Below are 22,467 nucleotides of genomic sequence, written 5' to 3'. Positions count from 1 at the left end.
TCTCCCTGTCGTTATGAGAATCAAGAGCCAGCTTTAAGCTGGCTCTTTTTTTTGGTCGATGTTCCCTACTGCCAATTTACTATCTATACTCAAAAAGATTCTTAAAAAGAGAGAGTTAGGACAGTGACAGCCAAAAGGCAACGTATCTTAGAAGTGGCTCTTGAGCTAGCAACAACGACAGGCATCGATTCCTTATCCACCATTGAGGTAGCGAAACAGGCAGAGGTTGCAAAAGCAACGCTATTCCATCATTTCAAATCTAAACAGGCTCTCACAAATGCAATTTATGAATCGATCAAGACAGATTACGACTTTTTTACCAGCCATGAGACCCTAGATATCAATGTTCGATTAGAGCTTTTATGGCGAGAAAGTCTATCTTGGGCAATTTTAAATCCAGAGAAAGTAGCATTTTTGAGCATGTATTACACATCTCGCTCTGTTCCTAGAGAAGCTCGTCAGCGAGCTAAACAGCTATCACTTGATGGACTGCACCGTCTTATTCAGGAAGCCCAACACCGTAATGGTTTACAAAATGAGAGTACAGAAGTGCTAGTTGAGTCTGTCTATTCAATGTTTATGTCTACAGCGCAGAACCTAGTTTACGAAGAGCATCAACGACAAGCATTGTTTGTTGATGGAAGTACTCTAGTGTTCAAACGTTTACTAAACTGCCCTGTTACCTAACACTACTCTCTTCCTTCCTCACCTCTGTGCATGTGTTAGTTGTTAACTAACATACATTTATCTGAGTTTAACTTTAAGTGAACCAAACTTAATCCACATCTTAGTGCTGTTGATTGTTCTCGACCGACCGGATGGTTAGTATTACCTCATCAACTGAGGCGAGACAGCAAATTAGGAAGTTTCTTCTCTTTATGTCTAAGAACAACTTACTGAATTTACACATGAGGATTACCATGAAAGCTTCTAAACTCGCGACTATTCTTCCTGCTGCTCTTGCGCTATCCGCTAGCGTCCATGCAAGTGACACACTGTCGTTTGATGTGACGGTAGAATCTGACCACCAACAAATTAGCGATGCTCAAGTATCATTGTGGTATGCACAAGCTGGTCAATCACCAGTGCTTATGGCTGAAGGTAAAAGTGGACACGATGGCCAGGTATCCTTTTCTGAGAATACACGACAAGACGAAGGGGTCTATTACCTAACAGCAAAAGGCGGCACTATCCAAGGCAAGTCCGTTGAAAAATACCGAAGCTTGGCGATTTTAAATAGCCAGCAGCAAGGTGATGTTGTACTGAATGAACTCTCTACTATCGGTTCACTTTGGCCAAATGCTCAACAATACGTTCAAAACTATGGTTTGAGCGGCTCTAAAAACGGCTTACTTATCGGCTCAGAGCAAGTTCAAAACTTAGTTGATGTGCAAACGGGCCAGTTTGGCGCTACCGTACTCAACGGAGTTAACTCAGCAGACTCCGAGACAGTCGCTCGTATGAATACGCTCGCAGCATTAACTGCGCTTTGTGGTGCAGAGCAAGCACGCGGCCTATGTGACCAATATTTAGCGATCACTAATAGTGACGATACGTTGGAAGCACTATCCAAGATTGCCCAGCAGCCCTATTTACACACTAAGGCTTTGTTTGATCAGTTTGCTAATGCCTACGTCTATCCAAAGGGTGAGCAGCGTCGAGATACCGACTTTTTACCATACTTGAGCTACACGCCAGATGATTTTGCACTGATGGTTCGTTTCACTGGCGGCGGTATTTATTCTCCAGGCCGCCTGATGTTTGATAACGAAGGTCAGCTTTGGAGCGGACAAAACTGGATGCCGGGTTCTCAGTCGGGCTTAAGCACAGCGATTGGCGGTGGCGTAGTAAAAATGGCGCCGAGTGGCAAGCCACTGTCCCCTCCTCTCGTTGGGTATAACAGTCAAGGACTCGATGGCAGCGGCTGGGGTACTACTGTGTCAAAAGACAAGGTTTGGATTAGTACATTCAATGCAAAAGTTGGTGTATTCGATCTGACAGGTAAAGCACTCGGCCCTGCAACTATTAATGGTCAGCACGGCCAATTACAAGGTCTAGCAACCGCTCCAAATGGCGATGTCTGGGTTTGTGATAACCAGTACAACCATATGATACGTTTCCCTAAAGGCGATTACACCAAAGGCGAGATCGTTGATGTACCGGGACTTAAAAGACCATTTGCGGTCGCTGTAGACAACAATAACGTGGTTTGGGTAACAAATAACGGCTCAATGACAGTCACACGTTTTGAGGCAGATAACCCTGCTAATGCAAAGCAAATTAAAACTGGTATCGCTCCACGTGGTCTCGCTATTGATTCAAAAGGCAACGTATGGGTAGGCGCTAACTTGTCTCCGGGTTACCCGTTACCTAACATTCCAAAAGGAACAAGCATTATTGATGAATTCCGTATCTCAATTGAGAACATATTTGCGCACCAAGCTGATATACCAAAAACAGGCAATGTAACAATGATTTCTCCAGATGGTGAAGTGGTAAAATCTAACTTACTTGATAAAGAAATCTATGCAGCATGGGGGGTTAGTATTGACGGAGCTGACAATGTCTTTGTGGGTAACTTCTTAGGTACAGGTTTTGCTCAAGTGTGCGGTGAAGATACTTCTAGCTGCCCTGCGGATACCAAAACGGGTGACCTTATTCACTCATACAAAAGTGGTGTAATGCAAGAAGCAACAGACACAATGGTGGACGACGCAGGTAACGTATGGGTAGCAAATAACTGGAATGTGATTAGTGCTTTAACTGATAAAAACCCTGAGCGCAGAACATCAACCATGGGAGGAGGAAACGGTATTGTCGCGGTTTACGGTATAGCCAAACCAGTGAAAAACCCATTAATCGGTCAAGTCCGAACAAACAAATAGCGTAATGAAAATACCATCGTAAGTTAACGCATAGAGAGGCCTACTATTTAGGCCTCTCGTCGTTTCTTCGCCCGAAAAATCCCGCCACATTGTAACTTCCTCAGCGTAGTTCACATCTAGAAACAGATACTAACCTAATGAATCAGTTGAGTTTATTTTGCGGAAGCAAACATGATTTAGATTAATTTTTACACATCAATATGCACTTAGTATCTCTTGTGAAAAATAACTCTAATATCAATAAGGAAGCAGTAATGAAATCAACAGCAGTACTAAGTTTATCGGCGATGCTTTTAGCTCCAATTCCAGCATTGGCAGATCACACAGTAATCGACGGTATGGACTTCGGTCCTCTTGCTCAACTCGTTGGAACTTGGAAGTCAGTAGAAAGCGGCGGTGTCGATATCTCTCCAGCTCAGGCAGGTACTGAACAAGGTAAAGGTGCACCTGCCATTACCCCTTTCTACGAGACCATGACGTTCGAAGTCGCTGCAGATGCAGTCAATGCCAGTGAGCAAACGCTTGTTGCGCTTTACTACAAGCAAGAAGTTTTCCGCAAAGCAGACGATACTAAGTTCCACGACCAACGCGGATACTTTATCTATGATCAAGAGAACCAAATCGTTTACAACTCGTTCTGCGTACCGAGAACCACCTGTGTCACCGCAGAAGGTGCAGCTGGTAATGACATGACATTAGTGATGTCAGAAAGAGGTGTCGCTGAATCTAACTTTATGAAAGAAAAAGCAAGCACAACCGGTTTCACAATGAATATCAAAGTTGACGGTGATACGCTGACTTATTCTCAATCAACAATACTGAGCATCTATGATGGTGAATTTGCTCACACAGATTCGTCCGTACTTGAACGCGTAACGAACTAATACAACACGCAAAAATAACTCTTCTCAGCTGAAGCCCCGCGCTTCAGCTGTTTCTCTTTATTTTCCTACCACACTCGCCTTACTAAATCCGCAGCAACCGCTAGACTTTCAAGCCAATAGTTAATCCACCGTAATTGATTGACCAATTCAACAGCAAATAGAGCCAAATTGCGCGTTCGTGACTATTAAGCATGCTCTGCGTATGGCAGAATGATTAAACAACAACGAAAGCTCGATCCTCCATTATTTACAGAGTGAATATAATGGTTGGAATAATCAGTAGCTACGTAAAAGCAGCGGTTAATCCCATGTAGAGGAGATTCAATAATGACCCATGAAACAAAAACAATGGAAGTACCTGTCGCTATCGCTGATAGAGTACAAGCATTGATTGATGGCTTTATAGCGAAAGAGAAGTTCAATGCTGAGCGAAAAGAAGTGGTCAACAACTTTCTTGCAATGGATGGTTTAAGCTGTGAAATGGCTGTTTATAGCCTTCCTCAAGACGAGTTAATCAGCACACTCAGCTATGTATATGAACTCTCTGGTACCAACAGCCGTTTCGTCAAAAACATTATTACTCAAACCAGAGACAATCCTAAGAAAGTGCTTTCTGATTCTCAGCGCTCTTCAGCTAAGAGTTTATTATTTAACTTGCTTAATGATCCGTCGGTAATATCGGCAATGAAAGAGAATTAATCGTCCTAATCGACAATTAACTTCCTGAATAACCTAAAAGCGAGCATCTTTACATGCTCGCTTTTGTTTTACTTCTAGCCAATAGAATTAATCAGTTAACTCTTTAATTGGCATTGAATTGCTTGAATCAATGACTGGACCCCTGCCTTCACTTTCTCGCGTGAACAACCAAGGTTCAGTCTCAAATGACCAAGCCCAGACTCTCCATATACCTCACCCGACATGATCGCTACACCATAATCATCAATTAATGTCCTATTAAGGACATCCATATCTAGCGCTAATGGTGAAAGATCTATCCACGCCAGATAGGTTGCTTCTGGTATAACGTACTGAAGGTCATTAAACGCAGCATTGAGCGATTCTCGTACATAACTATGGTTTTGGTAAACGTAGTTATTGAGTGCTTCTAACCAATCTTCACAATGATTATACGCTTCCATCGTAGCAATAACGCCAAGAATTGAAGGGGATGACAATCCATCTACTTGCTTCAATTTAAATAAGTAATCTTCTCTCGTTTGAGCATTAGGAATCAATGCATACGCGCCGTTTAACGCAGGGACATTGAACGACTTCGATGCTGAGGTTACTAACGCCCATTCCATTGATTGATCAAATCCAGTAAATGGGAAATGAGTGCTAAAGCTGACATCCATATGAATCTCATCCGAGATAACTCGCACACCATGCTTGGCACAGAGCTCAGCCATTTTGGTCAGCTCTTCATGAGTCCAAACTCTTCCTGTAGGGTTATGCGGGCTGCAAAGTAGTAAAATCGTATTTTCAGGCTGAGCAATTAGACATTCAAAGCTCTGCCAATCTATTTGATAGCGGCCCTCAACTTTTAGCAGTGTACTCCTTGCGCAAACGCGACCTTGCCCTTCAATCATTTTGTCGAACGCGTCATAAGCCGGTGTGTGAAAGACTACCCCTTCTCCTACTTTCGACCAACGTTCAATGAGCTTAGAGATGATATAGATAACGGATGGTCCATAAACAATGTCACCTTTGTCGATCGTTGTACGGAATCTTTTTGAAAACCAGTGAGATATCGAGGTTTTGAAATCATCATGATTCCATCGGCTATAACCAAAAACAGGGTGTTCAATTCGGCTTTTCAACGCACTTTGAATCGCTGGAGGAGAGGCAAAATCCATATCGGAAATCGTAAATGGCAGCAAGCCTGCTTTCCCAAACCTGTCTTGAACATAATCCCACTGAGTGCAATAAGTGCCTTTTCGATCTATTACGGTGTCAAAATCAAACTCTTGAGTCATTACTGTCTCCAAAAATGAATAAACCTCAATGTCAGACAATCGACACTGAGGCAGAGCAAAACACTGAACTAGCTTGCGCTCATTAAAGCCTGCATTTCGTTTTTAACTAAGTGCACTTGAGTGCCAATGACCACCTGTAAGTTATGTTCATCAAGCTTAATAACACCCAGAGCACCGTTGGCTTTTAGCTTCGCATCATCCACTAAACTCATGTCATTAACAGACATGCGAAGGCGCGTAATACAGTTATCGAGAGAGGTGATATTCTCTTTTCCACCTAACGCAGCCAACACCGCAGCCCCTTTGCCAGATTCATTTACAAACGCTGCTTCAAGTTGGCTATCGACTTCAGCCGTATCAACGTCACGCCCCGGCGTTTTCAAGTTAAAACGAGTGATGGCAAATTTGAACACTGAGTAGTAGACGATAAACCAAACACCCGCGACTAGTGGTACCAAATACCATTTGGTCGCTGTTCCTTGGAGAATACCAAAGACGAAGAAGTCGATAATATTACCGTCGGTGTTACCAATCGTGACGTCTAACAGTCCCATAATCATGAAGCCAAGCCCAGTCAGGATTGCGTGAACAAAATACAAAACTGGTGCCACGAATAAGAACAAGAACTCTAGAGGCTCAGTAATACCCCCTACCACGCACGCTACAACACCAGAGATCAAAAGTGCTTTAATCTTTGAACGATTTTCTGGACGCGCACAGTGGTACATAGCCAATGCTGCACCTGGTAAACCACCTAGGAAAGTCGGCATTTTACCTTGAGAAAGGAAAGCGGTAACTTCAGGTGTGAATCCTTGAGTATCAGGACAAGACAGCTCAGAGTAAAAAATATTCAATGCACCAGAAACCGTTTGACCACATACTTCCATTGTACCGCCCGCTTCAGTGAAACGAATCAAAGCAACTAAGATGTGGTGTAAACCAATAGGTAATAACAAACGCTCGCCGGTACCAAATAGCATTGGACCAAACTCGCCAGCACCCTCGATAACATGACCAATACCGTTGATACCCGCTGCGAAATATGGCCAAACAAATGGGATAAATACACCAACCACACCTAGCACAATCGCAGAGATAATCGGGACAAAACGTGCACCACCAAAGAAGGCTAATGCATCAGGCATTTTAAAGGTGTAATAGCGCTGGTGCAGTTTTGCGACGATAATACCCACAACGACTGCGCCTAAAATGCCTGTATCTATCGACTCAATACCGATAATACTTTTTACACCATACGCTTTTTCTTGGGCGCTATCACCTAGCACGCCAGCCACGGTTAGGAAGAAGTTGATCGCGAGATTAAACGCAGCATAACCAACAAAACCCGCAAAGGCCGCCACACCCTTTTCTTCGCGAGCTAGACCAAGAGGAATGGCGATAGCGAACATTACTGGAAGATAAATAAACGCAACAAGACCTATTTTTGTCATCCACATGAATAGGTATTGCAACAAGGTATTATCTAGTAAAGGGATCGCTTCTTTAATTGCCGCGCTCGACAGTGAACTCCCCACCCCAAGTAAGATACCTGAGAAGGCAAGAAGTGCGACAGGCAACATGAAAGTCTTGCCAAGGCTTTGCAGAAACTCCCACATGGTCGATTTGTTATTGCGTGTAGACATAGTACGTCTCCAAAAGATTAAGAGCTTGTAGGGCTCATACTCACCACTGCTGATGGGCATGATATTTTGTATTTATGACGCAAATATAAGCTGATAAAACTTTTGATAAAACGTTTTATCAGCAAATCTGTGATCCACTTAAACAACAAATCCAATAGCCAAAGTAAGGCTTTAAAAAACAACACAATGAAGGTAAAGTAATTTGATAAAACGTTTTTCCTACATTAAGTGAAACTATGTCATCAAAAAAAGTGACCATTACAGAAGTCGCTAAATATGCGGGAGTCTCTGTCACAACTGTTTCCATGGTATTGGGAAACAAAGGACGTATTTCTCCCGACACTATAGACAAGGTTAACCAAGCTGTTGAAGAGCTTGGCTACATTCGTAATCGCGCTGCAGCAAACTTACGCTCAAATTCGAGCGAAATAATCGGTCTGATCCTTAAAGACATTAGTGACCCTTATTACTCCGAAGTCGCATCTGGAATTAGCGAAGAGATTGAACGCCAAGGGTATATGTTGATTCTGGCTCAAAGTGGCGATAGTCAGGAACGATTTGAAAAGTGCATGATGACAATGTCACGGCAAGGTGTCGGTGGTATCGCTTTCTGCCCTATCGCTGACAACCAGCAATTTAATATCGAAAAAATGAAGGAACAAAACCTGCCTTTGGTCTGCGTCTCTCGTGCATCGCTCGACAAGCAAATAGATTTTGTCGGCCCTGATAATAACTATGCGGCGAAGCTTGCAACCGAACATCTAATAAAACAAGGACATCGCCGAATCGCATACGTTGGAGGTGCAAGCAGTTCGTTGTGCAGAGCCGAGCGAATCGGTGGATACTGTTCCACCCTCATGCAATTTGGTTTGCCATTTAAACCAGAGTGGGTGGTGGAATGCGAAAAAGGTCAAAAGGCGGCTGCTAACGCAGTACAAACGCTACTGTCTGAACACCCGCAAATAACCGCAATTCTTTGCCACCACTCTTCCACTGCGCTTGGTGCTGTATATGGCATTCATCGTTCTGGTCGACAAATTGGCAAAGATCAGTTTATTGGTGAACAAGTATCAATTATCGGTTTTGATGACGTAGAAGAAGCAGAGTTAACCGAGCCTCCGCTTACTTTCGTCAACTTCAACGCAAGAGAAATGGGTAGACAGGCTGCGAAACGTCTTATTAGCCAACTAGAACAAGAATATTCTCAACCGTATAGTCTTATTCAACCACCTCAACTGATCATTCGTGAGTCGGCGTAGCTGCCGGCTTTATGACTATTATTGCTGTTGCCGTACGCAGCGCCTATTTTCAATTTCGTCCATAAATCAATCACTTTGAGTAGTTATTTTCTAGAATCCCTTTCATAATGAGTGAGAGACAGAAGGAACGATCATGAAAAACACCTACGCTCTACTCACTGTTTTTGGGTTCACTATTAGTAGTTTCGCCAATGCTACCAGTAGCGCGGATACTCTGTTGATTAATGCCAAGATATACGGCTACGACGATGCAACGGCCATTGCCATTCAAGATGGCAAAATCCAGTCTATCGGTGACCTCTTACATATTAAGTCTTACCAAGATAAGCACACTGAGATTATCGATCTTAAAGAAGCTTATGTCTTACCTGGTTTTATTGATAATCACAATCACGTATTTGAAGCAGCTTCAGAGGCTGGCGGAAACTGTGCGCTGGGATTGGATGCAACGTTGGAACAGCAAATCCCTTACTTAAAAGCCTGTGCACGATACTCTTCTGACAACTCATGGTTGATTGGATACGGTTTTTCGCTAGAGGCTATTTTAAATGACGACAACGAGAACAGCCCGTTGCAAGTTCTAGACGAGATATTCCCTAACCGTCCGGTTATCCTAATGGAGCAAACTTCGCACTCTATGTGGGTCAACTCCGTGGCTTTGGAGCTCGCAGCAATTTCTGACAATACGCCTGATCCTCAAGGCGGCAAAATCCTCAAAGATCAACAGAGCGAAGAGCTCAACGGTATCCTTTTGGATAACGCTGGCGACATCGTTATGGAGTTGGCATGGAATAGCATGAACAACCAGTTCGACCAAAGTTACGATGGTTTAATGGTTGGGCTAGAACAAGCGGCCGCTCATGGTATTACCACGATTGGTGATGGGCGCCTGTATTGGAAGCGAGGTTGGTTTGATGTGTGGAAAGAAGCCGAGCGCAACGGCGATTTAACCGCTCGTGTATCTTTGCGTCCTTGGATTTACCCCACTGACACTATGAAATCCCAATTAGGTTATCTGAAGAAAATACACACTAGCGACTCCTCACAACGACTGATTGTAGACCAAGTCAAAATGTACAGCGATGGCATCTTTATCAACGGAACTGCGAAAACGTTAGCACCCTACTTGGATACTTATGTTCCGGACCAACCTTACGGCCTAAATTACATCCCACCAGTCGATATGGAGAAATGGCTGACGGCACTTGATGCAATTGGCTACAGCGCGCACATCCACGCTATCGGTGATGGCGCAATCAGAGAGTCACTCAACGCGATAGCAAAAGTTCGTCGCCATGGTTCTACTAAATCCTACACCCTGACTCATGTGGAGTTGATCGACAACGATGATATTCCTCGTTTTGCCGAGTTAAATGCCACCGCCGACTTTCAAGTTGGTTCCGACTACGTCGCCAACAATGACCATCGATGGGCACAAGCATTTCTTGGCGCAAGACGTGCTCACGCTTTGATGAACTTGCGCGCCATATTTACTAGCGGTGCAAACTTAACCTTAAGTAGTGACTGGAATGTGCATGACATCAACCCGTTAGTTGGCATAGCTAATAGTATTCATATGGGCAGTAAAGGACTTCCCAATGTAAGTACGGCGATCGATGCCTATTCAATTAATGCCGCAAAGAGTCTAGGTATTAGTGATATTACTGGCAGCATTAGCGTTGGAAAATCTGCTGACTTTGTTGTTCTTGATCGTGATATCACGAAGGTTGCAGTAGAGGATATTCCTTCAGCAAAGTTTATGATGACCATGCTACAAGGCGAAATCGTCTACAGTCAGCCGTAATACTTCGTTTAAGAGGCGATGAAGCTGCCACCCAATATCACAAATATAGAACCGCATCCTTTGTTGAAACGCTTTCCATGCCGAGCCAACCAAGGACGCAACCTATTTGCCAGACGAGCAATGAGATACTCAACAGCAAATTCCACTACAGCAAAGGTTACAGCAATAACCACAAATTGCTGCATCAACGGTGTGGTGGAATTCATAAACTGAGGTAGAAACGCACCAAAGAACAACAACACCTTTGGATTAGATACCGCCGCCAAAAAGCCTTGTATAAACAAACCACGTTTTCTGGCGTTAACAGTTTTCTCGACACTTGTCTGTTCTGGACTCGGGCTATTCCATAGCTTATAACCCAAATAGATAAGATAAGCGCCACCCACCCACTTTAAGATCGTAAATGCTTCCGAAGTCGCTAACATGACGGCACCTACACCAAACATCGCCAATGCAATCAACAACACAAAACCAATCACGCCCCCAGTAATCGTCGCTAACACTTTTGTCTTGCTGTAGACGACCCCATGACTCAATGCAAGCATGCCATTCGGACCAGGAGCCAAAGACAGACACACCACACTAAACAGATACACTAACCAAACATCAAACGTCATCGTTAACCATTAAATTGAATTACTTATGACGTCAGTATACGAATCACTAGCGTTTTCTTTGGGTGATATATAGACTTAATTCGGTAATTTTTGGACATTACATCATCAACGGAGCTCTCATGACTGCCTCACCTGACCATACGGATGTTCGCTTTCTTTTAGTCGTCCTAGACCAATTCAACATGCTACCTTTTGGCGGTTTTTTGGATAAATTACGTTTTTCAGCCGACGAAGAAGATTACAGCCAGCAGCGCTATTGTCAGTGGAACATCTCCTCTCTAAAACATGGCGCGATCACCTCAAGCAGTGGCGTTGCGGTTGAAACTGAATTTGCGTTAAAAGACGCACAATTTGAGCATTACGATTATGTTGTTGTTTTCGGCTCACGAGGCGCTACGCAAAGTATGGAGAACGCGACAGAATATAAGCCGCTATTAAAAAAAGCAGTGACACGGGGTGCAACTTTAGTTGCTATCGATAATGCTAGCTTCCTATTCGCCGCATGTCGGTTGCTGAATGGACACCGTGCTGTCGTCCATTGGCGTCACGAGCAAGAGTTTGCTAGTGAATTTCCTGATATTCCTTTGCTCTCTGATCAGCTCTATTGCGTTGATAAAAATCGAATAACTTGTGTAGGAGGTACCGCCGCGATTGAGTTAGCCGTTGAGTTAATCAGTCGACATTGTGGCCGACAAAAGGCACTAAAAGGACTCGCCGATATGTTCGTCGATGAGGCAAGGCAGAGTCAGCATGGAGTGAAATCCCTCTCTTTTGGGCAGGATGGCAATACTGCTTCTCCTACACAAACCAAACGTGCAATAGCGTTAATGCGTCAAATGCTATCGAAGAGACAAACTATCGATGTTATCGCGAGCGAGATTGGTATAAGCCGACGCCAGTTAGATCGTTTGTTCATGGAAGCACACGATATTACAGCAAAAGGCTACTGGTTAAAGATGCGTCTTGGGCATGCACATTGGCGAATAAACAACTCAAGCCTACCACTTGATCAAATTGCCGAAGAAATCGGCATCGGTGATGTCAGTTATTTCTGCAAACAATTCAAACGCCACTACGGTATTAATCCGGCAGAATTGCGCCGTACAAAACATGCTCTTAGTACATCAGCTTAATGTTTGATCATCCAAGCCATATTTTTGGATCTTGCGCCACAAGGTTGTTCTACCAATGTTAAGCGCTTTTGCCATATCTTGCATCTTGCCATCAAACATATTCCAAGCTTGGATAATGGCTTTCTTCTCTACTTCTTCGAGTGTCAGTATTTGCTTACCACTCTTTCCCATCGCGTCATTAGAATTATGTTTAATCTCTTCTGGGATATCTTCGAGCGAAATCATATTGGAACTGCGGTTGAGTAGAATTCGTTCCATACGACTTTTCAACTCTGAATTGTTACCTTGCCAACTAAACTGTACCAGAGCTTCCATTACTGTGCGCTCAATGGACACCGCCACATTATGACGCTTTTCATAGTTGGTAATAATCATCATCACTAATTGCTCGATATCTTCCTTGCGCTTTCTTAATGGTGGGATATTGAGTTCGTTGGACGAGATTTCGTAATAGAGCTGACGACCAAAGGAGCGCTGCGCCACATATTCACTAATGTCAGATGTGGTACTGGTAATAAGCTGAAATGCTACTGGAATCAAGCGCTGACTGTCACTACGACTCACCAAGCCAGTCTTGAGTAACTTCAAAATCACAGTTTGTAGTTCAGGATTTAAATACTCGATCTTCTCCAGATACAAGCTACCGTTGTGCGCCAATTCGAACTTAGAAGGCAAGCCATGACCATCTTCATCGTCGTAACCCAGCATTTCTCGAATCATTGCTTCTGAAGTGAGTGAGCGACAATTGATACTAATGAACGGTCCATCTTTGAAGTCACTTTCGTTGTGTATCGCCATAGCTAAGTCAGACTTACCCACGCCTTCTTCGCCAGTAATTAAGATTGGTGCCTTAGATTTGATCGCTCGCTTCGCCACAGTAATAACATGCTTCATGCCCTTTGACTGCGCGTTGAGATTAGCAAAAGTGTATTTCGCACTGCCGCCAATTTGCTGCTGTGCTAACTCACGAATCTTATCGATTGGATGGATAAAGAGCAGTTTAGAACCATCCACTAATGGTCTGAGTGTGATGATCGATTCAATAAACTCACCACCAATCTCTACCGTGGTTTGCTTACGGCGGATCGTGCTGTTTTCTTCAATACTTCTCAAGATAGAAGGCGCAAAACGAACAATAGAAAAGATATCCTTTTCAATAACATCTAACGTCTTAAATTTAAGTAATCGTTCTGCCTGATGGTTTGCCATCGTGATACGGTTTTCATCATTCCATGCTAGTAAACCGTCATCCATACACTCTAATGTCGCATTGTGCGCATTCAGCAATCGGTTCATATTCTCTTGCTCGTTTTGCACATGGATTTGCAACGCAATTTCCTTAGCACAGGACGAAATAATCACATGGTTTTCTTTAGTGTATTCCTTAGCGCGTTTTAGCAAAGAAATAGTGCCCCTCAAGCGTCCGAACGTATCAAAAATAGGCGCCGCGGTTGTGGCATAAGGATGCAAATGTCGATTAAAATGCTCAGCCGCAAATACTTCCGCTGGCATATGGGTATTCAAAGTCAAACTGATGGCATTAGTGCCTACTTTGCCCTCAGAAAAAAAGCAGCCTTTTTTTAAACCAAGTTCATTCACTTCGCGCAGCAAATCATCATGCCCTACGGTAAATAAGACACAACCACTATCATCTGTCACAAATAGAATGACAGCTTCATCACGCAGCAAATCGTAAGTATCTTCAATAACTGTAGTCGCACAGGTAATCACTCGCTCATTACGCTTGATGAGTGATTTGAGGGTGTAACCTGAGGCAATGTGGGGTTTGGACCAATTATACGGGCTAGATTGCTTTGAGCAGCGCTCCCACGACTCTAGAATTGGCGACAACATGAATTCCGGGGAAACCCAATGATGCTTTTGGAAAAAATCCCATTTCTTTTTGTTATCTTCTATGGACAGCATTGATAAACCAGAGTTGTTCGCTTTTGAGCGAAACGGATACGAATTGACGAGTAGGCTTGCTACATCGTGCAGACCCTGTATTTTACTGACTTACACTATTAGTGAGAGTGATCGTATTCACAACACGAATGGACATTAATGACTAATTCGAATAACACTGATCTTAGTCAGAATTGGTTAGAATTAACTGAAAATTGACTCTTTGGTATTAGGCCTTGCCTGATCGGCAATAGGCTAATCTGTAGAAAGTATTGGGATATGTTATGAAAGTTAGAAGATAAGGCTAGTAATGCACTTCCATGTGTGCATAACGAATCGTATTAGATCCAAGCAAGAGAAAGTAGCAAAAGAGGTACTGCGATAGATGCAGCCATTTTTGTTAAAGATAGCGCTTCACGGAGTATAACTTTAGATTTTGAATCAATAAGTTCAATTGGTTGTTCAAGAGCAATAGTTGCTGTGTTGTTCATGTGTTTTCCTTTTAAAGCAGCGAACTGCAATCCAGCTCACCTTGTGATTTATGTCGCAATTTTGCACTCTTTTGTGAACCACGTCAATATCAAATTGTAATTATTTGTCCATTTATGTTGAAAACAACAAAACAAAAAGCCCTGTGTTAACACAGGGCTTTAACTAGTTTTATAACTATCTGAATTTACGAGTTTTTAATGCCATCTAATAAAGTACGATAACTCGATGCTTCGCGGTAGAATACCGCAGGTTTTCCAATTGGCGCCTCCACATCTATCCATCCACCGTCAAATACCTCACCAGTCCAAGCATGAATCCACTTGTCTTTAGGGAGATAGACACGTTTTACGGTTTCGCCTTGATTGTATACTGGCGCAACTAGGATATCGCGGCCGAATAAGTACTGATATTTAATGTCGTAGGATTCGTCGTCAGACTCATAATGCATGAACAATGGACGTTGAACTGGCATACCTTCCTTAGCATTAAGTGCAACTGCATCCTTTATGTATGGCTTAAGGTGGACAAATATCTTAGTCATCTTAGCCAAATGACTCATGGTTTCCTCATCAGAGTCATATTGGTGGTTATCTCCAGGACGGTTACCCTCATGACTGCGCATAATTGGCGTAAATGCAGCCATTTCTGCCCAGCGTTGGAATAACTCTTTAGTACGCTTCATACCATGCAACGTAGTGTAACCACCGATGTCGCTATGGTGAATACCGTTACCCATTAAGCCTGACGACAGAGCTGCTGGAATAACAGAAGCCAGACCATCATCAAGACACCAATCTACTGACTGGTCGCCACCCCATAAGGTGTGACAATATCCTTGAATACCGGTACCACCAGCGCGCATAAAGAACAAAATATCATCGGTTTTGCCCGCTTCTTCAATCGCTTCATGCTGCACTTTTGCCCAACGATAAGGCCATTTGTTGTGTTCAATTTCCGCACTTACGCCATTGCTTAGAGAGCAGTCTGTAGGGAGGTATTCACCAAAGTCCCCCATCCAACCGTCAAGGCCGAAATCAATCATGTTGCTTTTGATGACACCTTTGTACCACTCACAAGCTTCTGGGTTCGTGAAGTCAACAACACCACAATAAAACTCGCCAAAGTCGACAACGTATTTAGAGCCATCTTCCTTTGTCGCTAGGTAGCCCTTTTGTTGTGCTTCGTCATACAGAGGAAAATCTTCAAGCACATATGGGTTGATGTAACCCAAGAAACGTACGCCCTGCTCTTTCAGTTCATGAATCTTAGTATCTAGCTCTGGGTATAGGTCTTTGTTCCACTGCCAATCCCATTGAAGTCGTTTACCAAACGACGTCATCTTGATACCTTGCCAATCCTGACACCATGCACCCGCTACCTGAATTCCCGCTTTCTTAGCAGCTTCCACTTTCTCGATGGTAATTTCAGTACCGCCTTGAATACCCAAGATCACACCGTCATGCACCCAGTCTGGCATTTCTGGCTGACGACCAAAGACACCGGTGATATTGGTCATGAGTTCTGGGTAGCTGTCTTCTGCATCAAACAGAATGTATTGTGGGATATCCCAAGCTTGCAGCTCATGAAACTCTGAGTTGGTAAAATCAAAGTCTGCGTAAGCCGTAGTCTCTAAATGGCAGAAATACTTTTTGTCTGAAACGAAAGTTGGTTGCGGATAGTTAGTGTTGTAGTAATCGCCCCCTGCTTTATCAAGCACGTCCGCTTGCCATGTCACATAAGTGTTCTTGTTACGGCCAACACCCGGTTCTGATGACCAAAGCGGGAAATTTTTTCCACGTAGATTTAGATACGTTAGCTGCTCACCACAACCGAAAACACGTTCTTCTTCAGTTGCTGAGATGCGCATCCAGAAACGGTTGAAGCTCTTATCAATCGCCTCAAATTCCGCTTTTAAGCGAGACTCAGCTGTCTCACCAACAATCATTTTAATGACTTCTTTACCATCAAAATAGAAACCGATGGTATGAAAGTCTTGGCCTTCACGAGTAAAACTGTCCACTTTGAATTGACGTAGTGGCAGGCGCTCAGTCACGTAATCCGTGATATCAAAATTACCGCGATACATGTCGAAGTTGCCTTCACCAATACCCAAATAAAGAGCAGGCTTAGACACGCTATGCTCGACAACCGTGCGGCCTTTATGTTGCAAGGTAAAGCCTTGCTCTGTAACGACTAAGTTCATCTTATTAACCCTAAAGAATTCAGAAATCTGAATCGAAAAATCATTTGAAGAAGGCGCTAAAGTCTGTGCCCTAGCGCCCTACTATCGTTAATCAAAAGCTGGCGTATTACTTGAACTGAACTTTGTATTCAGCATCAATCTTCGCTTCACACGTTTTGATCTCATTTTCAAAACGCTGTAGCCATTGCTCGCCTTCTTTACCAGCAGTACTTAGGAAGTAATCTTTCACTGGACCAGCCACTTTTTGGAACTCAGCACGTTCCTCTGCAGATGGGTTATAGATAGTCCCTTTCGCTTTGCGGAACTCTTCGTAAGCTTCAAACTCTTTGTGCTTCGGATAAGCACGTAGGTATTGGTTTTGTGCTGCAACACCATCAATGAGCACTGCTTTCAACTCATCAGGCATAGACTTGAATTTCATGTCGTTGAACACCCAAGCACCGCCCATGTACGCGTGACCGTCAAGGATGATGTAGTCCAAGCTTTCGTGGAACTTGTTTTGAACGATATCAACGATGCCGTTCTTAGTACCATCTACCACACCCGTTGATAGAGCGGTATACACTTCAGGCCATGCAATAGGTGTTGGTGAACCGCCTAGCTCTTTAACAAGCTCTTGTTGAATACGTGCAGGTACAGTACGTAACTTCAAACCTTTCACGTCGTCAGGAGTTTTCACCTGCTTCTTAGTCGTAGCAATGTTACGCCAACCACCAGAGTTCGATACCATCATTAGACGAACGTTAGGCGCTTTCTTAAGAAGCTCACCACGTACATCCCCAATGAACTCTTCGTTGTCGTATACACACTCAGCAACACGGTCATTTGGAAGCATGTAAGGTAAGTCGAATGCGCCAACAGGCTGCCAGAAGTTCGCTAACTCAGGAATTGTCGTTTGGAAATAATCAAACATTCCTGCTTGAACTCCAGCAATACACTCTTTCGCCGTACCACATAGCTGACCTGATGGGTAGATGTCTACTTCAATCGCACCGTTAGAACGAGACTCTACAAAGTTTTTGAAAACCAGTAGCGATTGATGGTTATAACTATCTAGGTTAGACACGTGTGGAACCGTCAGTTTATAGTCTGCTGAATAAGCGGCGCCAGAAGCAAGCATGGCTGTGGCAGCGACGGCTAGTAGTGTTTTTTTCATTCTATGTTCCTTTTATCTTTATAAATTTTTGTTTCACGTATTCTTTTGAATCAGCTCTACATCACGCCCAACAGCTTAGGTAGGCCTATCACTAATTCCGGGAAGAATGAGATGAGGAAGATGATCAAGAACTCTACAATCAAGAATGGAATGATCGCCTTCGAAATTTTCTGTAGGGGTTGTCCGGATACGCCCGAAGCAACGAATAAAACCAGTCCCATAGGTGGTGTCGCAAGACCAATAGATAGGTTGACACACATCACCACACCAAAGTGCACTGGGTCGACACCCGCATTGATCATGATTGGCGCAATAATAGGACCGAAGATTAGGATTGCTGGACCAGCATCTAAGAACATGCCTACGATGAATAGGAAGATGTTGATGATGAAGAACAGCATCAGTGGGTCACGAGTAATGCTATTAAAGAACTCTGTAACCGTATTCGAAATACCTGAGAAACTGATCGCTGACGCAAAGCCACTTGCCGCTGCAACAATGATAAGTACGGCTGCTGCGTTCACCGCTACTTTTGCAAACAACGCATAGGTAGCTTTAATATTGGTCACTTTGATGACATAAACCGACAGGAAGATGGCATAAGCTACTGCTACTGCTGCCGCTTCCGTTGGCGTAAAGATACCGCCATAGATACCACCGAGAATGATGACTGGTGTCAACAACGGCAGAATCGCCAGTTTCAAACTTTGACTGCGCTCTAGCTTAGTAGCACGAGGCAGAGTTTGTACTTCAGGATACTTACGAATTTGCATTCGGTTTACCAGCATCAAGCCAACACAGAAGATGATTCCTGGGACAATACCAGCAATAAACATAGCAGCGACAGAAGTATTCATTACGAACGCATACAACAGCATCAGACCAGAAGGTGGAATGATATTACCAAGTACCGTCGCCGCCGCCGTTAACGCCGCTGAATAGCTCTTGTCATACTTGTATTTGGACATTTCTGGAATCAGCATGTTGCCGATCGCCGATGTCGCAGCCACTGCCGATCCGGTTAGTGCACCAAACAGCGTGGAGGCAAGAATAACTACGTGTCCTAAGCCACCGCGTAGGTGCTGAACTCGAGTTTGAGCGAAAGAGATAATACGTGGCGTGATACCGCCGCTCGACATACACTCACCCGCCAACATAAAGAATGGCAGCGCTAGTAGAAGAAAGTTATCAAGACCAGAGTACAAGCGTTGATAAAGCATGTTGATGAACAGTACTTGGTCATTTTGAATAAATGTGATGATTGGCGACAAACCTAATGCCATCAGCACAGGCACACCCATTAATAGGAATGCTAGAAAATAAACTAGGAAAATTGGGGAAACCATAACGTTACCTCTACTCGGCCGCTTCTACTGCTGATGAATTATGTTCAGCAGGATCGAAATGAATCAGGTTGTGTAATGCGCCAAGTAACTTTTGGAGAGCAAATAGACACGAAATCGCCAGCATAATCGGTGGAATCGCATACACGACAAACATTGGAATAGGAAGACTGTCCGCCATTACCGACCCTGTTTTGTAAAATGCGTAACCGAAGTAAATCCAGACCGCAAACAAGATCAAGCTAGCGACGTGGCCAAATACCATCAAGAGTTCGAAGATACGCGTCCCTTTTAATTTGTCGGTGACGAATGTCATCGCGATATTACGCTCATCCAGGTAGATGATTGGTAGGCACAGGTAAGTCATGTAGATCATCAAGAAACGAGATGATTCATCTGTCCACCCCAAAGGAGTGTTTAAAATGTAGCGAAAGGCTACTTGAATCAATACGATGACAGTCATCACTAACAAGAAGAAACCTGCTATATTTGCTGTCCAGCGCGCTATTGGCGCATTAATCGTATTTAAAGCGTTTTCCATTGCTTTAAGCATAGAACCACCATAAAAAATAATAATTTTTGTTATTTAAACGACATATTGTCCACTCTATTTATATTGATAACCCAGTTAGTAATTTTTAACCGTGAGTGTTTTCACACTGAGCAACAATATGTCGTTTTTTGTAGGGTTAATGTCACATTATGGACATTTGGTCGTTTTAAGCTTTACCGTTTGAGCCAAATAGACGGATTTTGTGTTGAACAACTTCCATCATTGATTCAATACCTGTGTTCATGACATCCGCCAAAATGAAATCATTTTCATTCTGTTTCCAGTGAGCTTGAACACCTTTGATAAAGCCTTGACGTAGCTCAGTATCAACGTTGATCTTCGCTACACCGCGTTTCACAGCTTCGACCACTTGGTCATCAGGTACACCTGAGCCACCATGAAGTACAATAGGTTTTTTCACTGCTTCTTTGATTTCGCTTAAACGGTCAAATTTCAGCTCTGGTGTTGTTTTATATACACCGTGAGCGGTACCGATAGAAACGGCCAAATAATCAACACCCGTGCGTTCAGAGAAGTCCAGAGCTTCTTCAACCGTGGTGATCATTGCATCTTTCTCATCAACAGTGATGTCATCTTCCGTACCACCAATTTTGCCAATCTCACCTTCAGCACCTAAGCCAAGTGCATTAGCTACGTCGACGACAGCTTTAGTAATGCGAATGTTCTCTTCGAAAGGAAGTGCCGAACCGTCAAACATCAGCGATTGGAAATCACGGGTTGCTGCTTCCATGCACTGTTCGAACTTGCGGCTATGATCAAGGTGAATACAGATTGGTACTGAAATCTGGTGATGTTGTATTAGAGAGTCAACAGCATCGCGTAACGGTTTCATGCCCATTTCATTAATCGCTTTTTGGCCGATTTGAAGCATGATTGGTGATTGCTCTTTCTCAGCGGCAAGAAGCACTGCTTTAATTGTTTCTAAGTTGTGTGCAGTAAAAGCGCCGATGGCATAGCCATTGTTCCACGCTTCTTGAATCATTGTTTTACCTGACATATAAGGCATTGTGAGTGTTCCTCTGTATTTGTTCGTTACTGTAGTAATTTACCAGTACAAAACGTCCACTTCTGTTAGTTATGTATCACTTTATGACACAAACGCTCAATTAAGGACAAAAATGAGCTATAGAGCACATCTTTATGTTGTTTTTTGATTTTCTCTATCAAAATGTTAAAGACAAAAAAAAGATGACGGCACTACACCGTCATCTTTCGGAAAGACTTAAATTTAATATCTAATGATATTAGGATGTTATCTCATATCTTGGTCAAGCAAGCCTTGAGATAATGCAGGAGCTAACCCTGGAGTCAGTGGCAATCTAGGAATCACCAAACAATGCATTAAGTGGTAAATATCTTGTTTACCATCCCATACCTTGCTAGTACCAGCTTGGTTATTTACGTCCAGCTCTTGCCACCAAGAACATCCCTCATAATCAATCAAATAGGTACGGCAATAATCCCACCATGTACGATAGTAATCTTCGTACTTCTTATCACCCGTTACTGTATATAGAGCATAGGCAGTACCAATCGCTTCTACAGGAGCCCAGCGGATACGCTCACGAACTACTGGCTTACCATCCCAATCTACCGAATAAACAAAGCCCGGCGCACCGTCGACATGCCATGCGTCACGCACCGTAGCATCAAATAGTCCAATAGCGTCTTCTAACAACCATTCTGGACAATCTTCACCAATTTCAAGCAAGGTCGCACGTAAGTGACAAATCAAACGTCCCCACTCGATCCAGTGGCCTGGTGTACCGCCGTACGCTCTGAAATGACTTGCTGGCGTTTCTTTGTTGTAATCAGGAAGAGGTTTCCACTCAGAGTCAAAGTGTTCATTAACGCGGTAGCTTAATCCTTTCGCTGTTTTGTTGATCATAAACTCGGTGATATTAAGTGCGCGCTGCAACCACTTCTTATCTTTTGTCACATCGTAAACAATCAAGAAAGCCTCTACAGAGTGCATCGCCATATTACCGCCGCGGTAATCTTCTGTTTCAGTCCATTCTCTGTCCCAAGACTCGAAGCACATTTGACGATCTTCGACCCAGAAGTGCTTTTCATATACGGCAATGGCTTCTTCTAGAAGTGCTTGCGCACGAGGGTGACCTGTAGTGACTGCACTCGCTGCGCCAAGGAGCACAAACGCATGTTGGTAGCCTTGTTTTGACTCATCAACAATGCCTTCGCCTTCGTTATCAATTGTCGCAAACCAACCGCCGTGAGCCTGATCTTTCAACGGGCCTTCTAGAGCTTTAATACCGTGCTCGACAAGGTCATAGGCGCCAGGGCGTCCCATGAGTGCAGCCAAGGAATAACAATGGAGCATGCGCGCAGTTATCCAAAGACGTGTGCCCATCTCTTCGCGCACATTGCCGTTGTTACCAATCCAACCAAAACCGTTTGGTACCACAGAGTTTCTGCCAAACTCAAAAATGCGGTCAGTTTCGTTATCTAACCATGTGTTATGGGATCGGGTATTAATCCATTTCATAGGGTGTTTCCTCGTTATTTTTTGTTGCGACCGACCCTATCAGTCCATCGCATTGAATTCAGTATCATTATTGTTATCTAGCGAACG

Annotated in this window: 18 protein-coding genes; 7 read left to right on the top strand and 11 right to left on the bottom strand. The window is 43.6% G+C overall.

Features of this window, described 5'->3' with window-relative positions; translation table 11 throughout:
- Positions 1–123 precede the first annotated feature (123 nt).
- The 4 genes from VME0621_RS00595 to VME0621_RS00580 all read left to right on the top strand — a co-directional run bounded on the left by VME0621_RS00595 (position 124) and on the right by VME0621_RS00580 (position 4,468).
- Positions 124–687: a TetR/AcrR family transcriptional regulator gene (locus VME0621_RS00595; RefSeq protein WP_062461320.1), complete on the top strand. Its 564-nt coding sequence runs from the start codon at positions 124–126 to the stop codon at positions 685–687.
- 233 nt (positions 688–920) lie between these two features.
- The gene (locus VME0621_RS00590; RefSeq protein WP_231892894.1) at positions 921–2,885 is read left to right on the top strand and encodes an NHL repeat-containing protein; all 1,965 of its coding nucleotides are present in this window, start codon (positions 921–923) and stop codon (positions 2,883–2,885) included.
- Between the two features lie 254 nt (positions 2,886–3,139).
- A complete protein-coding gene (locus VME0621_RS00585; protein WP_062461314.1) occupies positions 3,140–3,769 on the top strand; it encodes a heme-binding beta-barrel domain-containing protein in 630 nt (209 codons plus the stop codon).
- A gap of 327 nt (positions 3,770–4,096) precedes the next feature.
- Entirely contained in the window at positions 4,097–4,468 is a 372-nt protein-coding gene (locus VME0621_RS00580) for a hypothetical protein (RefSeq protein WP_006069628.1), read from the top strand.
- Positions 4,469–4,563: 95 nt separating this feature from the next.
- Here VME0621_RS00580 and VME0621_RS00575 read toward each other — a convergent pair whose 3' ends face one another.
- Both VME0621_RS00575 and malX read right to left on the bottom strand, forming a co-directional pair.
- Positions 4,564–5,748 carry a MalY/PatB family protein gene (locus VME0621_RS00575; protein WP_062461306.1) on the bottom strand — a complete coding sequence of 395 codons (1,185 nt, stop codon included), beginning with the start codon at positions 5,746–5,748 and terminating at the stop codon, positions 4,564–4,566.
- A gap of 68 nt (positions 5,749–5,816) precedes the next feature.
- The gene (gene malX, locus VME0621_RS00570) at positions 5,817–7,391 is read right to left on the bottom strand and encodes a maltose/glucose-specific PTS transporter subunit IIBC (protein WP_062461303.1); all 1,575 of its coding nucleotides are present in this window, start codon (positions 7,389–7,391) and stop codon (positions 5,817–5,819) included.
- Between the two features lie 236 nt (positions 7,392–7,627).
- On the opposite strand from malX, the gene malI reads away from it, so the two are divergent.
- On the top strand, positions 7,628–8,650 hold the full coding sequence (gene malI, locus VME0621_RS00565) for a Mal regulon transcriptional regulator MalI (RefSeq protein ID WP_062461300.1): 1,023 nt from the start codon (positions 7,628–7,630) through the stop codon (positions 8,648–8,650).
- A 133-nt stretch (positions 8,651–8,783) separates the two neighbouring features.
- Positions 8,784–10,454 carry an amidohydrolase gene (locus VME0621_RS00560; RefSeq protein ID WP_062461298.1) on the top strand — a complete coding sequence of 557 codons (1,671 nt, stop codon included), beginning with the start codon at positions 8,784–8,786 and terminating at the stop codon, positions 10,452–10,454.
- 8 nt (positions 10,455–10,462) lie between these two features.
- On the opposite strand, the gene VME0621_RS00555 is transcribed toward VME0621_RS00560, so the two are convergent.
- A complete protein-coding gene (locus VME0621_RS00555; RefSeq protein ID WP_062461295.1) occupies positions 10,463–11,071 on the bottom strand; it encodes a LysE family translocator in 609 nt (202 codons plus the stop codon).
- 119 nt (positions 11,072–11,190) lie between these two features.
- Here VME0621_RS00555 and VME0621_RS00550 point away from each other — a divergent pair, with 119 nt between their 5' ends.
- Positions 11,191–12,204: a GlxA family transcriptional regulator gene (locus VME0621_RS00550; RefSeq protein ID WP_062461292.1), complete on the top strand. Its 1,014-nt coding sequence runs from the start codon at positions 11,191–11,193 to the stop codon at positions 12,202–12,204.
- Here VME0621_RS00550 and dhaR read toward each other — a convergent pair.
- The 8 genes from dhaR to VME0621_RS00515 all read right to left on the bottom strand — a co-directional run bounded on the left by dhaR (position 12,196) and on the right by VME0621_RS00515 (position 22,380).
- Positions 12,196–14,130, bottom strand: coding sequence for a dihydroxyacetone kinase operon transcriptional regulator DhaR (gene dhaR, locus VME0621_RS00545; protein WP_062461289.1), 1,935 nt, complete (start codon positions 14,128–14,130; stop codon positions 12,196–12,198). The two genes, VME0621_RS00550 and dhaR, sit on opposite strands and share 9 nt — an antisense overlap.
- Before the next feature lie 320 nt (positions 14,131–14,450).
- Positions 14,451–14,600: a hypothetical protein gene (locus VME0621_RS26750; protein WP_038227019.1), complete on the bottom strand. Its 150-nt coding sequence runs from the start codon at positions 14,598–14,600 to the stop codon at positions 14,451–14,453.
- A 185-nt stretch (positions 14,601–14,785) separates the two neighbouring features.
- Entirely contained in the window at positions 14,786–16,804 is a 2,019-nt protein-coding gene (locus VME0621_RS00540) for an alpha-glucosidase (RefSeq protein ID WP_062461286.1), read from the bottom strand.
- A gap of 106 nt (positions 16,805–16,910) precedes the next feature.
- Complete coding sequence (locus VME0621_RS00535; protein ID WP_062461282.1) at positions 16,911–17,960, bottom strand: TRAP transporter substrate-binding protein; 1,050 nt, start codon at positions 17,958–17,960, stop codon at positions 16,911–16,913.
- A 56-nt stretch (positions 17,961–18,016) separates the two neighbouring features.
- Positions 18,017–19,306, bottom strand: a complete 1,290-nt coding sequence (locus VME0621_RS00530) for a TRAP transporter large permease (protein ID WP_038221714.1) — start codon at positions 19,304–19,306, stop codon at positions 18,017–18,019.
- A 10-nt stretch (positions 19,307–19,316) separates the two neighbouring features.
- The gene (locus VME0621_RS00525; protein WP_006069616.1) at positions 19,317–19,856 is read right to left on the bottom strand and encodes a TRAP transporter small permease; all 540 of its coding nucleotides are present in this window, start codon (positions 19,854–19,856) and stop codon (positions 19,317–19,319) included.
- Positions 19,857–20,022: 166 nt separating this feature from the next.
- Complete coding sequence (locus tag VME0621_RS00520; protein ID WP_006069615.1) at positions 20,023–20,883, bottom strand: class II fructose-bisphosphate aldolase; 861 nt, start codon at positions 20,881–20,883, stop codon at positions 20,023–20,025.
- Between the two features lie 246 nt (positions 20,884–21,129).
- Positions 21,130–22,380: an AGE family epimerase/isomerase gene (locus VME0621_RS00515; protein WP_062461279.1), complete on the bottom strand. Its 1,251-nt coding sequence runs from the start codon at positions 22,378–22,380 to the stop codon at positions 21,130–21,132.
- Positions 22,381–22,467: the final 87 nt, after the last annotated feature.

The organism is Vibrio mediterranei, from assembly GCF_900088415.1.
Lineage (GTDB): Bacteria > Pseudomonadota > Gammaproteobacteria > Enterobacterales > Vibrionaceae > Vibrio > Vibrio mediterranei.
Note: the sequence above shows the minus strand (reverse complement) of the source record. Positions and strands in the feature narration are given on the sequence as shown.